This window comes from Paenibacillus sp. FSL H8-0537 (genome assembly GCF_038051995.1).
Classification (GTDB): domain Bacteria; phylum Bacillota; class Bacilli; order Paenibacillales; family Paenibacillaceae; genus Pristimantibacillus.
The window spans coordinates 4,610,527-4,625,627 of the sequence record NZ_CP150290.1 but is presented as its reverse complement, the minus strand read 5'-3'; the positions used below and the strand labels follow the sequence as shown (position 1 = coordinate 4,625,627).

At 49.3% G+C, this 15,101-nt stretch carries 11 protein-coding genes; 9 read left to right on the top strand and 2 right to left on the bottom strand.

What is annotated here, in order from left to right:
* Positions 1 to 35: 35 nt before the first annotated feature.
* Positions 36 to 515: a C40 family peptidase gene (locus tag MHB80_RS19495; protein ID WP_341278521.1), complete on the bottom strand. Its 480-nt coding sequence runs from the start codon at positions 513 to 515 to the stop codon at positions 36 to 38.
* Positions 516 to 1,486: 971 nt separating this feature from the next.
* Here MHB80_RS19495 and MHB80_RS19490 point away from each other — a divergent pair.
* From MHB80_RS19490 to MHB80_RS19470, 5 genes are all read left to right on the top strand, one after another.
* Positions 1,487 to 2,011, top strand: coding sequence for a MarR family transcriptional regulator (locus MHB80_RS19490; protein WP_341278520.1), 525 nt, complete (start codon positions 1,487 to 1,489; stop codon positions 2,009 to 2,011).
* Complete coding sequence (locus MHB80_RS19485; protein WP_341278519.1) at positions 2,005 to 3,732, top strand: ABC transporter ATP-binding protein; 1,728 nt, start codon at positions 2,005 to 2,007, stop codon at positions 3,730 to 3,732. Before MHB80_RS19490 ends, MHB80_RS19485 begins: the two co-directional genes overlap by 7 nt.
* Positions 3,729 to 5,612: an ABC transporter ATP-binding protein gene (locus MHB80_RS19480; RefSeq protein ID WP_341278518.1), complete on the top strand. Its 1,884-nt coding sequence runs from the start codon at positions 3,729 to 3,731 to the stop codon at positions 5,610 to 5,612. The genes MHB80_RS19485 and MHB80_RS19480 overlap by 4 nt, the downstream gene beginning before the upstream one ends.
* A 254-nt stretch (positions 5,613 to 5,866) precedes the next feature.
* Positions 5,867 to 7,357, top strand: a complete 1,491-nt coding sequence (locus tag MHB80_RS19475) for an alpha-N-arabinofuranosidase (RefSeq protein WP_341278517.1) — start codon at positions 5,867 to 5,869, stop codon at positions 7,355 to 7,357.
* A 36-nt stretch (positions 7,358 to 7,393) separates the two neighbouring features.
* Positions 7,394 to 7,690, top strand: a complete 297-nt coding sequence (locus tag MHB80_RS19470) for a hypothetical protein (RefSeq protein ID WP_341278516.1) — start codon at positions 7,394 to 7,396, stop codon at positions 7,688 to 7,690.
* A gap of 331 nt (positions 7,691 to 8,021) precedes the next feature.
* Here the strand turns inward: MHB80_RS19470 and MHB80_RS19465 are convergent, their stop codons facing one another.
* The gene (locus MHB80_RS19465; protein ID WP_341278515.1) at positions 8,022 to 10,076 is read right to left on the bottom strand and encodes a beta-galactosidase; all 2,055 of its coding nucleotides are present in this window, start codon (positions 10,074 to 10,076) and stop codon (positions 8,022 to 8,024) included.
* Between the two features lie 145 nt (positions 10,077 to 10,221).
* Between MHB80_RS19465 and MHB80_RS19460 the strand changes: the two genes are divergently transcribed.
* The 4 genes from MHB80_RS19460 (at position 10,222) to MHB80_RS19445 (ending at position 15,101) form a co-directional block, all read left to right on the top strand.
* Entirely contained in the window at positions 10,222 to 11,061 is an 840-nt protein-coding gene (locus MHB80_RS19460) for an AraC family transcriptional regulator (protein WP_341278514.1), read from the top strand.
* 123 nt (positions 11,062 to 11,184) lie between these two features.
* Entirely contained in the window at positions 11,185 to 12,294 is a 1,110-nt protein-coding gene (locus MHB80_RS19455) for an endospore germination permease (RefSeq protein WP_341278513.1), read from the top strand.
* A 96-nt stretch (positions 12,295 to 12,390) separates the two neighbouring features.
* Positions 12,391 to 13,524, top strand: coding sequence for an endospore germination permease (locus tag MHB80_RS19450; RefSeq protein WP_341278512.1), 1,134 nt, complete (start codon positions 12,391 to 12,393; stop codon positions 13,522 to 13,524).
* Between the two features lie 77 nt (positions 13,525 to 13,601).
* Complete coding sequence (locus MHB80_RS19445) at positions 13,602 to 15,101, top strand: spore germination protein (protein ID WP_341278511.1); 1,500 nt, start codon at positions 13,602 to 13,604, stop codon at positions 15,099 to 15,101.

Genomic DNA, 15,101 nt, shown 5'->3' with positions numbered 1-15,101 from the left:
TACGGTGTAAAACGTTGGAAGCCTCCGCTTTGTTTTTACAATACGCGGCGTGCTGTCACGTAGCGCTTGTGCCAGTAGGATTCGCCAAGGCTGCTGATCGTTACGCCTGTGCTAGTAGCGCTGTGCAAGATTTTGTTATTGCCCGCATAAATAGCTACATGGCTAATGCCTCTGCCGCTTGTATTAAAGAAGACAAGATCGCCAACGCTAAGGTTTTCCTTCGTTACTTTGGTTCCAATGGAAGCTTGGGAGGATGAGCTGCGTGGCAGGGAAACACCCATGGCATCGAATATGTATTGTGTAAAGGAAGAGCAGTCAAAAGCGTATGTAATGCCTGCTGGGGCTCCATATTTATAGGGGGTTCCAATAAACTCCTTGCCGGAGTCAATTAATTGTAGGGAAGTTTCAGTTGCGGCATGCGCCTGGTTGCCGGAAGCGAAGGTGAAGGCTGTCAAACCAATACTTGCGCATAAGCTCAATTTGATGACGGAGCGAAAAAAGTTTCTCTTAATCATTATGGTGTGATTCCTTTCGTTGTACGATTCGTTTTTGGCTAAAAACACTATACCACACCAAAAAATGAGCCTTTTCTCATGATGAGAGCGCAAATGGAGGGGAATTCGTGTTGTTTGGTGTTTATGAGAAGTTAATGAGAATTTATTCATTTATGTTTGAAACGTAAATGGGGGTGATAGGGGCGCTGCGCTGCGTGAAGGGGTAGGGGCTCGATCGCCATTAGCACCCCGATTTCTATGCATTGATTTCCACCCTATAGGTAGAAATCAGGGCGCTAAAAGCGAACGCTCCGCTTCTCACTCCCCACCCCTTCACTCCTCTCCACTTCCCCACCCCCCACTTAAAATTTCAAACCCTAAACCGAATGGCAAAGATGAGAAAAACCGAGAGCCAAGAACCACAAACCACAAACCACAAACCACAAGCCAAAAGCAATCTTTCTCCTCCAGAGAATGCTTCCCCTTTTTCAACTTGGCGGACACAGAAACAGCTATTTCAATCGAATGACGGGTTATGGCACAGGCTGCGGACTCAGGAGCCGCTAAAACGTTCCCCCCACCCATTTTGACGGGGTTTTGATAGCGATAACGGATCTCGTGTCCTCTTAGAGCCTGAAATCGGATGAAAGGCCAGAATAGCGGAACCTCAGTCCTTCAAACACGGAGAGAGTGTCCGAGCTATGGAGTTTCAGCTACAATCGCAGTCTGCCGTTCATCAGCCTTGAATCGTTAGATGAGATTGCTCCCGAATTAGTGCTAAACAAGCAGCAGTAGCAGAGCACCCCAGCTCTGGATTGTTTACATACTTAAAAACCTTGGAAGTGGGTTATTGACAGCCGTTTGATTAGCGCTTTATAATTAGGTTGCCTATTATTTTAGTTATAAGATAATTATAGGGAAAATAATTAACAGGAAAATAATTGGTAGCCTACATGAAAGGCAAAGAGATATAAATGAAAGGAGGACTCTCATTGGAACATAACCAGAATGACACAAGCAAAGAAAGCAAGGCAACGGAACATAGCGAGCAAATTACGAATGAATTGATTCGTGTGTTTCGCAGCTTTCATCGGCTCAATTGGCGGCAGAAGCCTAATCCGGACGGCAAGTTTAGCGAGATGCAGGTGCTGATGTGCATTAAGCGGGGATCTATGAAGACGCAGGACAAGCCGGGGATGAAAATTTCGGTCATCAGTCGTTTGCTGCGTGTCACCTCTCCCACCGTCACCCAACTGGTCAACGGCATGGAAGCGAATGGACTCGTGCAGAGAAACGCTGATCCTGATGATCGGCGTGCTGTTCGCATCTCGCTGACAGAGGAAGGGGAACGCATCGCGGAGAAGGTCATTGCCGATTTTATGAATCGAATGGCAGGACTGGCGCAATACTTGGGAGAGCGGGATTCGCATGAGCTGATTCGGATTTTATCCAAAGCCTTTGAGTATTTTGATGAGCTGAATGAGTCTGAACAAACGGGAGATGAACAGCAATGTTAAAGTTATTTCGCTTTTTAAAGCCGTTTCGCTGGCTCATAGCCGCGGTGCTTGTGCTTGTTTTTATTCAGTCGTTGTCTGATTTATATCTCCCCACGCTAATGGCGGACATCGTAGATGATGGTGTAGCTAAAGGAGACACTCCGCTTATTTGGAAAATCGGTTCCTTTATGCTGCTCATAGCGGCGGTAGGGGGCATCAGCTCTATCGGCGCCAGCTATTTTTCGGCAAAAGCCTCAGCGAGCTTCGGGCGCCTCGTGCGGGAGAAGGTATTTGGGCATGTGCAAAACTTCTCGCTGCAGGAGTTTGACAAAATCGGCACGGCCTCGCTCATTACGCGGACGACGAATGATATTACGCAGGTACAGCAAGTATTGATGATGATTTTGCGCATGATGGTGATGGCGCCGATGATGTGCATCGGGGGCATTATTATGGCCGTTTCGAAGGATGCGAAGCTGTCGCTTGTGCTTGTTGTCGCACTGCCTGTTCTCGCTGGCACGATTTTGCTCGTCGTCCGCAAAGGGATTCCACTGTTTAAAATGATGCAGGTTCGGATCGATAAGCTGAACTTGGTGCTGCGCGAAGGACTGACAGGCATTCGGGTTATTCGCTCATTCGATCGGACCCATTATGAAAATAAGAAATTTGATGCTGCCAACAGCGATCTGACCGAAACAGCGATTAAAGTGAACAAAATTATGGCCGTGATGATGCCGCTTATGATGCTCGTCATGAATTTATCTACAGTGGCGATTATTGCCATCGGTGGACTGCGCATCGAGAATGGCGATATGGAAGTCGGCTCATTAATGGCTTTTATCCAATATGCGATGCAAATTATGTTCTCGCTTCTAATGTTATCGATGATGCTCGTTATGGTTCCGCGTGCGTCGGCATCGGCGGTGCGTATTAATGAAGTGCTGGACATGGTGCCTGATATTGCTGACAGCGCCAGCGTTAAGAACACAGGCTCGCGTAAGGGTTATATCGAGTTTCGTGATGTGACGTTCAGCTATCCTGGAGCCGAGCAGCCCGCTTTATCGAATATTTCGTTCAAGGCGGCGCCTGGCGAGGTGACGGCTATTATTGGAGGAACGGGATCAGGGAAGTCAACGCTCGTTAATTTGATCCCGCGTTTTTATGATACGGCGGGAGGCAGCATTATTATTGATGATGTGGATATAACAGAGCTATCTCAGGAAACGCTGCGTGAAAAAATCGGCTTTGTCCCGCAAAAAGCCGTATTGTTCACAGGCACGATCGCCGAAAATATCCGCTATGGCAAAGAAAATGCAACCGATGAGGAAATGGAGCACGCGGCAGAGGTGGCGCAGGCAGCAGAGTTCATTGGCACGATGAAGGAAGGGTTTGGCGCAAACGTATCTCAGGGAGGCAGCAACCTTTCCGGCGGGCAAAAGCAGCGGCTGTCCATTGCCAGGGCGCTTGTGCGTCAGCCAGAAATTTATGTGTTCGACGACAGCTTCTCGGCGCTCGACTTTAAGACGGATGCGAAGCTGCGTGCCGCCTTGCGTGAGGAAACGGTAGATTCGACGGTGCTGCTCGTTGCTCAGCGGGTAAGTACAGTGCTTGATGCCGATCGCATCATTGTGCTTGATGAAGGCCAGCTAGCTGGAATCGGGACGCATCAGGAGCTTATGGAGTCTTGTGATGTGTATCGGGAAATCGTATATTCACAGCTTTCGGAGGAGGAAATCGCATGAGTGAGCAAAAGCAGAATTCCCCGCAAAGGCCGAAAGGGATCGGCATGGGCCCGCCCGGAATGGGCATGATGATGCCTCCTCAGAAGGCGAAGGATTTTAAGGGGACCTTAAAAAGGCTGGCTGCCTACTTGAAGCCGCATCGCACGAAGCTTGCGCTTGTGCTGCTGACCGCGATTTTAAGTACCGTATTCAGCATCGTCACCCCGAAAATGATGGGGCATGCGACAACGAAGCTGTACGAGGGTGTAATAGCAATAGCCCAAGGCGTGCCAGGTGCACGTATTGATTTTGATGCCATTAACACGATTCTGCTGACGCTAGTCGTGCTGTATTTGATCAGCGCCGCATTTGGCTTCATTCAGCAGTATTTAATGGCTGGCGTCGCCCAGAAAACCGTCTACGACCTGCGCAAGGATGTAAATAATAAATTTGCGCGCTTGCCGCTGAAGTTTTTCGATTCGCGCTCCAATGGCGAGGTGCTGAGCCGGGTCGTCAACGATGTGGACAATATTAGCAATACGCTTCAGCAAAGCTTGACGCAGCTCATCACGTCATTCATTACCCTAGTCGGCGTCATCGTTATGATGCTGACCATCAGCCCACTTCTAACGCTGATCGTTTTCTTAACGATTCCAGCGAGCCTACTTGCAACGAAGGCGATCGCCACGCGTTCGCAGAAATATTTTGCCGGTCAGCAGGCGGAGCTCGGACGCTTGAACGGACATGTCGAGGAAATGTACACGGGGCACAAAATCATCAAAGCATTCGGCCATGAGCGCAAATCGCTGGATGAATTTAATGAAATGAATGAAAAGCTGTATGATTCCGGCTGGCGCGCACAATTTGTGTCGGGCATCATTATGCCGATTATGAGCTTCATTAGTAATATTGGCTATGTGCTTGTATGCGTCATCGGTGGTTTGCTAGTTACGAGAAATGCGATAAAAATCGGTGATATTTTGGCATTTATCCAATACACAAGACAGTTCACAATGCCGATTACGCAGCTTGCCAATATTGCGAATATTATTCAATCTACAATCGCCTCCGCAGAGCGGGTATTCGAGCTGCTTGATGAAGAGGATGAGGTGCCCGAGGCGAAAAATGCCAAGGCAATTAGCAAGCCGACCGGCGCCGTTCGCTTCGAGCAGGTGGATTTCGGCTACAAATCGGATGAGCCGCTCATTAGCGGGATGAATATTGATGTTAAGCCAGGCCAGACCGTCGCCATAGTCGGTCCGACCGGAGCGGGCAAGACGACGATGATTAATTTGCTGATGCGCTTCTATGAACTGAATGGCGGCCGCATAACGATTGACGGCGAGGACATTACAGCGCTTCAGCGCAGAAGCTTGCGCCGGGTGTTCGGCATGGTGCTGCAGGATACGTGGCTGTTCAATGGCAGCATTCGAGAAAACATCGCTTATGGGCGTGAGGATGCTACGGAGGAAGAGGTCTATCAAGCGGCAAGGGCGGCGCATGCCGATCATTTCATTCGGACGCTTCCAGAAGGCTATGACACGATCCTGAACGAGGAAGCGTCGAATATTTCTCAAGGGCAGAAGCAGCTGCTGACCATAGCCCGGGCAATTTTAGCAGATCCATCGATTCTAATCCTTGATGAAGCGACGAGCAGCGTCGATACGCGTACGGAAATTATTATCCAGCGGGCGATGGGCGAGCTGATGAAAAATCGCACCAGCTTTGTCATTGCCCACCGCCTGTCGACGATTCGCGGCGCTGATCTGATTTTGGTCATGAACAACGGCTCTATTATTGAGCAAGGTAGACATGAGGAGCTGCTGGAGCAGGGCGGATTTTATGCCGATCTGTATAACAGCCAGTTCACGGGCAAGCGCATAACCAGCGAAGTTGTATAAGGTTTGAAGCAGAAAGCTTCTCTATCCGAGTGAGGATGGAGAAGCTTTTTTTTGGTGTCACGCTGCAGTCCGAATAGTAGGGTAGACGACATATTTAGGTTTGTAGCGAGCAATGAAAGTAAGCGTTTACGTTTATCCGATTTATTTTTCAAAAGAGGGTTGATAATTGTGGTTGGATTGTTTATGATGAATCTAAATTAATGTTATCAATAAATGATTTATATTTTTATTAATCCATTTGGGAGGCTATAACGATGAGCAATCAAATTACAATTAACGCAGACATTGCTAAAGGTACAATTAACCGCAACATTTATGGACATTTCTCCGAGCATTTGGGGCGCTGTATTTATGAAGGCTTCTGGGTTGGCGAGGATTCGGTTATTCCAAACACGAAAGGCATTCGCAACGATGTTGTGGAAGCGCTCAAAAAATTGAATATTCCGGTGCTGCGCTGGCCGGGCGGCTGTTTTGCCGATGAATATCATTGGAAGGACGGCATTGGCCCAAGCGAAGAGCGCAAGCGCATGATCAATACCCATTGGGGCGGCGTAGTTGAAAATAACCATTTTGGCACACATGAGTTTTTGCTGCTTTGCGAACAGCTCGGCTGCGAGCCTTATATTTCCGGCAATGTAGGCAGCGGAACGGTGCAGGAGATGTCTGAGTGGGTTGAATATATGACCTTCGATGGCGTATCGCCGATGGCGGAGCTGCGTGAGAAAAACGGCCGCGAGAAGCCGTGGAAGCTGAAATATTTTGGCGTCGGCAATGAAAACTGGGGCTGCGGCGGCAATATGCGTCCGGAATATTATGCAGATTTGTACCGCCGTTACCAGACTTACGTTCGCAATTATGGCGACAATGAAATTTACCGCATTGCCTGCGGCCCGAACGTCGACGATTACAAGTGGATGGAAGTGCTGATGCGGGAAGCTGCGGGCAAAATGGACGGCATCAGCCTCCACTACTACACCGTTCCGAAGGATTGGCAGGACAAGGGAGCAGCTACTGGCTTCCCAGAGGACGAGTGGGCTCTTACGCTTAGAAAAGCGCTGTGGATGGAGGAGCTTATTACGAAGCATTCGGCGATTATGGATCAATATGATCCAGAGAAGCGCGTTGGCTTGATCGTCGATGAGTGGGGCACATGGTTCAATACAGAGCCGGGAACAAACCCAGGTTTCCTGTACCAGCAAAATTCGATTCGCGATGCGCTCGTAGCCGGCCTTACGCTGCATATTTTCCACGATCATTGCGACCGTGTACAAATGGCAAACATTGCGCAAATCGTCAACGTGCTGCAATCGGTTATTTTGACAGAAGGGGAAAAAATGCTGCTGACGCCAACCTATCATATTTTTGATATGTTTAAGGTGCATCAGGATGCAGAACTTCTGGACACGCATACGACTAGCGCCCGTTACGAGCATGGCGACGAGTTGCTGCCGCAAATTTCTGTATCGGCTTCCAAAGCGGCAGATGGCAAAATCCACATCAGCTTGTGTAATCTGGATCATAGTGCCGAAGCGGATGTATCCATTGCGCTGCGCGGTTTGACGCAAGGCTTGAAAACAATTAAAGGTACGGTGCTGTCGGGCGCGGCCATTGACTCGCATAATACGTTTGAGCAGCCAAATGCAGTAGAGCCAGCCGCTTTCACAAGCTTTACATGGGATGGCGCACAGGTATCGGCTAAGCTTCCAGCGATGTCGGTTACGGTGCTTGAGCTGATCGAGCAATAATAAAGTTAGAATTAGAATGAAATGGAGGCGGACGGCATGAAGCCAGGCATGGACAGGAGTGCGAGAAACTGCAAAGGCTGTGATGACAGCTATACCGTCACAGAAGCGCAGATCCAGCGAATTTTGGCTGCGCCGATGTTTCAGTCGTCCGAACGCTGCGTGGATGATGAAGTGTACGCAGCGCGCCTTCGGGAATGCGGCAGCTGTCCAAAACTCATGAGCGGGACAACCTGCATCGTTTGCGGATGTATTGTGCAAATCTCCGCTAAATATAAGGAAAAAAGCTGTCCGAATCCAAATGATGTCAGGTGGCGCTCTGTTGCAAGCCATTAACCATTGACACCATTGACAGCAGCTGTTTATGTTAGCATAATGACAGAGCTTGCCGGGAGGAATAAGCAGATGAAGGCGCCATTATTCAGAGATCCAATCTTTGACGGAGCGGCGGATCCGGTCGTAATTTATAATCGCGAGTAGCAGGAATGGTGGATTATTTATACGAATCGCCGTGCTACGGTGGAAGGTCCAGGCTTTGCATGGGTGCATGGCACGGAAAATTAGGCAGAAATAACAGCACCCCGAATCCTCCTCAGCTGATGAGGCGGATTTGGGGTGCTGTTTGCTTTCGGTTATATTTTTTGAACGCAGCCTAGCCTAAGGTCATTTAGGTCAATATAAGCACGCCATAAGGCTCCAGCATGACTGCCCCTTGAAGCGTATCGCCGCTTATAAGGTCGGTGCGCGGCTCGCTGAGAGTAAGCTCGGCAGCCTCTTCCGCATAGTTGAGGAGGAAGTAGAGCGGCCCGGCCTCGCCCTCGCGAATAGTCAGCTCCACCTGCTCTGGCAGGGAAAGCCAATTGGCAACAGGCGATGACAAGCCAAGCAGGCCAATCATATTACGAGCCGCTGCCTCATTGAATACAGCTCCGTAATACCAAGCTGAGCCTGCCCCAACGGCATTGCGCGTAACAGCGGGCTTGCCTGCATAATAATCGGAGGCATATTCGCCAATGATTTCGACGGTATCGCTTTCGACTGCGAGTACATCATTGAACAGATCCGCCGTAGTTGCTTCACCGCCTCCTTGCTTCCACTCGATCATTGCCGGCTTGCGCGTACCTTTAATTTGCGTAAACTCCTCGACGGAAATGCCGACAAGGCTTGCAGCGGCGCCAGGGAATGGTCGCATGTAGCAGTGACCGCGCTCATCCTTGTAGCCCGTGCGGCAGCCGAATATAATAGTGCCGCCGCTCTCGGCATATTGCTCCAGCAAAGCAGCTGTTTCATCCCGCATAATGGCCGGGTGCGGATAGACGAGCACGCGGTAGCGCTGCAGGTCAGCAAGCGTTGTGCCGCTTCGCATGTAAAGAACATCACTTGGAATATGCTGGTGCTGCAGCGCCTTGAACCATTCCTTGCTGCTTTTCCAGGAGAAAGGGCCGTGCCAAATATCGTATTCGCCATCCCACTCATTGTCATAATCGCGTACGAGGGCAACCTCCGCCCGGTTGCGCGTACCGACAATGTGCGGACCGGCCTTGGCAAGCTCAGCACCGATTTGCGCTGCTTCACGAAGGCGGCGGTTCGGTCCATTATGGTAGTCATTCAGGCCATGCCAATAGATTTCATTGCCGAAGGCTGCCGTGCGCCAGCGGAAATAAACGACCATATCTGCGCCATGGGCAATGGATTGGTACGTCCACAAGCGCATTTGACCCGGCTTCGGCGAAGGCATATCCATGCGGTTCACCCAGCCGCCTGGTCCAGCCTGCTGCTCCATAATGCAGAAATTCGGCGAAATGGAGCGGGTTGTAGACAGCGTCAGGCTCCAGCCGCGATCGAGCAGCGGGTTTTCTTCATTTTTGTCAAAGTTAATGGTGGAAAACTGCGGGTAGGAATCGTAGCTGAAAAAGTCCAGCAGTTCGTCCGTCATCCGGTGGCTGTCGAGATGGCCGAACAAGCCGTTCGTCGTTACCCATTGCTTGGGAGCTGCCTCGCGCAGCACCTTGGCCTGCACCTCGGCGTAAGAAATGGTGCTGTCGGATATAAACCGCTTCTCATCCAGCGCTTGATGCGGATTCGGCTGTCTTGGCGCCGCAGTTGGACGCGGAAGAAAGACTTGCTCCCAAGCGGAATACGTCTGATTCCAAAAGACCGCGCCCCAAGCCTCATTCAGCTTATCCAGCGTAATGTATTTGCGCTGCAGCCATTCACGAAAAGCCAGATGATCCGCTTCCGAATAAAATTCAGAAATTTCACAATTGAATTCATTGTCGATTTGCCAGCCAACAACTGCCGGATGATCACAATAATGCTCCGCCATTTGACGAGCAATGCGGGCGCTCAGCTCCCGATATTTGGGACTGTTATAGTTGGTGTGGCGGCGCAGCCCATGCTGAAGCGTTACCCCATCAAAGGTTACGTTAAGCACCTCGGGATACTTAAAAGTCAGCCATGCGGGCGGCGTTGCTGTAGGGGTGCCGATAATGACCTTCAGACCATGCTTATGGGCCAGGTCAATAACCTTGTCGAACAGATCGAACTGGAAGACACCTTCCTCGGGCTCGAACACCGACCAGGCAAATTCGGCTATCCGAATGATCGACAGCCCCATTTCCTTCATTCGGCGAAGATCATCATCCCACAGCTCCTCCGGCCATTGCTCGGGGTAATAGCAGACGCCAAGGGCAAACTCATTTATTGGATTTACGTGTGTCATAAGGGGGATACCTCCATCGAAATAATAATAAATTGCTATCTATCGGTTATTTTATTATTGTAGAATCAGTATTTCAGTGCGTATATACTATTATGTTGTGATCGATATGAAAATATTGCGATCTTTAGCGGAAAGGAGCTAATCCATGCGTTCCTACTATCAATTGCCCGAGCCAGCTGCTCCACATTATGTCTGCTATCCGGATGCAGTTGGCCGATATAATGATTTTCCCCAGCATAACGAGCAGCGGGCGGCAGGGGTTATAGCTGCCTATAATTTGCATGTGATCTGCTCTGGAAGCGGATTTGTTATGAAGGAGGGCCAGCGTATTGCTCTGAAAGCAGGGGATGGCTTTCTGTATCCGCGAGGGGCGTTCCAGCATTATGGAACCGATCCCGGGCAGCCATGGGATGTGCGCTGGATTCATTTTATGGTGCCGATGGAGCTGTTGCTGCTGCGGGCAGCGGATACTTCCAGCGTGTGGATGTTTGCTGTATCGGAAGCCTCGCTTGCGCGTTTTATCGAGATTACAGAGGAGATGTACGAGTTGTGTGGCAGCTTCGAGACGCGGCATGAGCCGCGGATGTCAGCGCTTCTATATGAGCTGCTGGCGGAGCTTGCCCATAATTCAGAGCGCCTGGAGCACGATGCGCTGCCGCTTATTACCAAAAATGCGATCCGTGAAGCAGCAGATCTTATACGCGGCACGAGTGGACAAGCGTGGACGCTGCCGGAGATGGCAGCGCTGTGCGGCTACAGCCCCTATTATTTTTTACGGCTATTTCGGCAGGTAATGGGGCGTACGCCGCAGCAATATTTGACCAGCTGCCGTATTGCCGCCGCCAAAAGCCTGCTAGTTGCGACTAGGCTTCCGGTCAGCGAAATTGCCAGCCGAACGGGGTTTTCGCAATCCAGCTATTTCATTCGCGTTTTTCGCAAAGCCGAAAATGCCTCCCCGAAAGCATACCGTGAAATGTACAGCTAGCCTCCCAAGCTGAGCTTGCCCAGCTTGGCTTCCCCCGTGCATGCTGGATAATTATTCATTCCTGTGGACAAAATGGATAACGGCAGCAAGTCAACATTTTAAGCGCAAAGCGGGTGAAGCAGCATGCAGCAGGGACAGCCATCGATAAACGCCAGACAGCTAGCTATTCTCGTTATTTATTTTATTATGGGCGATATGCAGTTGTTTTTACCTTCTCTTACGGCCGAATTCGCAGAAGAAGCAGCCTGGATATCCGGGTTAATAGGTCTGCCCATCGGGCTTGGCATGGCTTGGTTTATATATAGCCTAAGCAAATACTTCCCCAATATGACACTCATTGAAATCAATAATCAGGCTTTTGGCAAATTAGCCGGAAGCCTTGTTTCGCTGCTGTTTCTGGCGATGATGTTCAACACCTCGATTATCCAAATTCGGGAAATCGGTGATTTTGTCTCCACACAAATATTGATCGAGACGCCGATTATTATGATCTGCCTCCTGATGATTTTTCCATTAGCGATCGCGATACATGGGGGGATTCTAGCCATCGGCAGAGTGGGTGAAACCATATTCCCCCTATTTGTAGCGGTATTTGTATTGCTGCTGCTGCTGCTTCTGCCGAGTTTGACTGCCACTGAACTTTTGCCTATCTGGGGTGCGGGCGCTGCCGGCATCATGAAGGGCTCCTTCTTTTTTGTTGGCTTTCCTTTTTGCGAGCTGTTCGCTTTTTTGATGATTTTTCCGAATGTTGCTCAAAGCAAATATCTTGCCCGTGACTATATGCTTGGGGTTTTAATAGGTGGGCTGGCGATATGGATTATGGTGCTGCTGTGCTTGCTCGTGCTCGGTACTTACATTACCCAACATTCCTTCTATTCCCCGTACATCATGTCGAAAAAAATCAACATCGGCAACTTCGTTCAGCGGATGGAGGCGATTTTTGCCATCAGCTTCATCATTACCGCCTATTTTCGCAGTTTGATCTACGGCTATGCCTTCGTTCTTGGCGTTTCTAGGCTGTTCAAGCTTAGAGATTTTCGAATATTGACGGTCCCCTTCGCTTTTATGGCGTTAGGTTATTCTTATATGGCGACGCCGGGGATTGTGTTTCTTAACACGCTTGCCGTACCTTGGGTGCTCTGGATTTTGACATATTCACCGGGATTGCTGCTGCTCGGGTGGGGATTTGCTAAACTACGTGGCAAGCTGCCGAAGAAGGAGACGGCAGAATAGCCAATCGCTGCCGTAATTCCAATTATGGATAATTCAACATTTTGCTGGACAAAATGGATTACGGTTATATTTCAAACGCAAAGCGGGTGATAGGAAGTGCAGCAGCAACGACAAACGATTAGCGCGAGGCAGCTAGCCATCCTCGTTATATTATTCGTTATCGGCGATATGCAGCTATATTTGCCTCCATTAACAGCTGCTTTTGCAAAACAATCAGCCTGGATGTCGGGAGTTATTGGTATTCCGTTTGGGGTTGGAGCTGCTTGGTTTATTTTCAGCTTCAGTAAACGTTTCCCAGGGAAAACATTAATTGATATCAATAATCAGGCATTTGGAAAAATAGCAGGTGGACTTCTATCCCTCGTGTTTCTCGTGATGATGTTTAATCAATCGATTACCCAGGTTCGGGAAATCGCAGATTTTGTATCGACGCAAATGATGACGGAGACACCACAGCTAGTTATTTGCCTGCTGCTGGTTTTGCCGATTACTCTTGCCATCCGCGGTGGGATCACGACGATTGGTCGGCTGGGCGAGGTGATTTTTCCGCTCTTTTCCGTTTTGTTTATTTTGCTTATCATTTTGCTTATCCCGAAAATAGATCTTACGCAACTGCTGCCGATTGAGGTGACGGGGTTATCGGGCGTCGTGAAAGGGGCGCTTTTTTTTATAGTGTTTCCTTTTTGCGAAATGTTCGCATTTTTGATGATTTTCGAGAGTGTGGAGGAAAGCGAGCACGCTGCCCGTGATTATTTGCTGGCTGCTCTAGCTGCAGGTATAGCCATTTGGAGCGTTATCGTGCTGTGTATATGCGTTCTAGGGGTATACACTACGGAACATACTATATATTCGCCCTATGTGATGGCTAAAAAAATCAATATCGGCGACTTTGTGCAGCGACTGGAAGCGGTGCTGGCGATTGACTATATCATTTCCGCTTATTTTCGATCCATCATATTTGGCTATACTTTTATACGGGGGCTGCAGCAGCTATTTAAGCTTCAGGACCATCGGTTTATAATGCGTCCATTTGGGTTTCTTATTGTTGGCTATGCGTATTTTTTGGCACCGGGCGTCGTTGCTTTTGTACAATTCGATGTGGTGTGGCTGTTCTGGGTATTTAGCTACTCGCCGGGGCTGCTGCTGCTAAGTTATATAGCTGCCCGGTTGAGACAGGGCTGGAGCAAGAAGGGGGAGGACTGGCGTGAAGCAGGAGAAACAGGCGATTAGTAACACCCAATTACATAATTAGCAGTCCGGTTGCACAATATATACAATTATGTGCATCTTTGAGAGGTGGTTTGTAGATGAACGCTTCTGTGGATAAGCGGCTGGACCTTAAATTATTGAACAATCTCGCGTTCATCAGAGTCAGCCTAGGCAATAGCCAGGATCTCGTGATTAAAGAATTGAATAATGGCAATGGCCTGCAGGCGGCGCTTGTTTATATGGATGGCTTAACGGATTCCACGATCATTAACCATTTGATCCTGGATTATTTTATGTCTGAGGAGCAAACGGCGAGCCATAAGAGCGGAAATAGGCTGTTATATTTGAAAAATGCGGTGCTCGCGGTCGGTGAAACCGTTACGATCAATGAATGGGACCCATTGTTTTATCAACTGCTGTCCGGTTGGGCCATTCTGTTATTGGCAGATAGTTCAGAAGCCATATGTATAGCAGCCGAGGGCTGGAAGGATCGCAATGTCAGTGAGCCTACCTCCCAGGTTGTCGTTAGGGGCCCAATGGAAGCTTTTACTGAAAATATTGGTACCAATAGAGCGCTCATTCGGCGCAAGATTAAGGACCCGCAGCTTTGGACAGAAGGCATGGACATTGGCAAGATTACGAAAACCGCTATATCGGTTATGTATCTGCGCAATGTAGCGGATGAGAAGATCGTGCAGGAAGTGAGAAAGCGGCTCGGTGAAATCAATATCGACGGTATTCTGGAGAGCGGCTATATTGAGGAGCTGATTCAGGATACCGCATGGACACCCTTTGCTACGATTTACAATACGGAACGGCCAGATACAATTGCTGCTGGTCTGCTTGAAGGCCGAGTTGCGATTTTGGTAGATGGTACGCCCTTTGTGCTGCTGGTGCCAGCGCTGTTTATTCAATTTTTTCAATCGGCGGAAGATTATTATCAGCGGGCGGATATCAGCACCTTGCTGAGGATGCTGCGGTTTGTTGCTTTTATGATCACGCTGCTTGCTCCATCGCTTTATATCGCCATAACGACCTTTCATCAAGAAATGCTTCCAACAAGCCTGCTTATTAATTTGGCGGCTCAGCGTGAGGGCGTGCCATTTCCGGCTTTTATTGAAGCGCTTGCGATGGAGCTCACCTTCGAAATATTGCGGGAAGCTGGCGTGCGAATGCCGAAAACCGTTGGACAAGCAGTTTCGATCGTCGGAACGCTCGTTATTGGGCAGGCCGCTGTAGACGCAGGCATCGTCTCGGCGGCGATGGTTATTATCGTGTCCATTACGGCGATATCAAGCTTTGTCATTCCGGCTACGAGCATGTCCATATCGGTACGGATGATTCGATTCGTCTTAATGGGGCTTGCCGCATCCTTTGGTTTGTTTGGTATTTTGCTGGGCTATATTTTGCTCGTCCTGCATTTGAATAGTCTGCAATCGTTTGGCATTCCCTATATGCAGTCGTTCTCCCCATTCGTATGGAGCAATCAGAAGGATACGCTGTTCCGGCTGCCCTGGACGAAAATGCGCACCCGCGCTGTGGCAAGCGCAGAGAAAAATTTGGTTCGGCAAAGACCAAGTAGCAAATCGAAAATTTAG

Bases quoted from the DNA above. Each gene is read 5' to 3' on its own strand.
- MHB80_RS19485 (WP_341278519.1), top strand. From the start codon at position 2,005: ATGTTAAAGTTATTTCGCTTTTTAAAGCCGTTTCGCTGGCTCATAGCC.
- MHB80_RS19470 (WP_341278516.1), top strand. From the start codon at position 7,394: ATGAAGCCAGGCATGGACAGGAGTGCGAGAAACTGCAAAGGCTGTGAT.
- MHB80_RS19475 (WP_341278517.1), top strand. From the start codon at position 5,867: ATGAGCAATCAAATTACAATTAACGCAGACATTGCTAAAGGTACAATT.
- MHB80_RS19480 (WP_341278518.1), top strand. From the start codon at position 3,729: ATGAGTGAGCAAAAGCAGAATTCCCCGCAAAGGCCGAAAGGGATCGGC.
- MHB80_RS19455 (WP_341278513.1), top strand. From the start codon at position 11,185: ATGCAGCAGGGACAGCCATCGATAAACGCCAGACAGCTAGCTATTCTC.
- MHB80_RS19445 (WP_341278511.1), top strand. From the start codon at position 13,602: ATGAACGCTTCTGTGGATAAGCGGCTGGACCTTAAATTATTGAACAAT.
- MHB80_RS19495 (WP_341278521.1), bottom strand. From the start codon at position 515: ATGATTAAGAGAAACTTTTTTCGCTCCGTCATCAAATTGAGCTTATGC.
- MHB80_RS19465 (WP_341278515.1), bottom strand. From the start codon at position 10,076: ATGACACACGTAAATCCAATAAATGAGTTTGCCCTTGGCGTCTGCTAT.
- MHB80_RS19460 (WP_341278514.1), top strand. From the start codon at position 10,222: ATGCGTTCCTACTATCAATTGCCCGAGCCAGCTGCTCCACATTATGTC.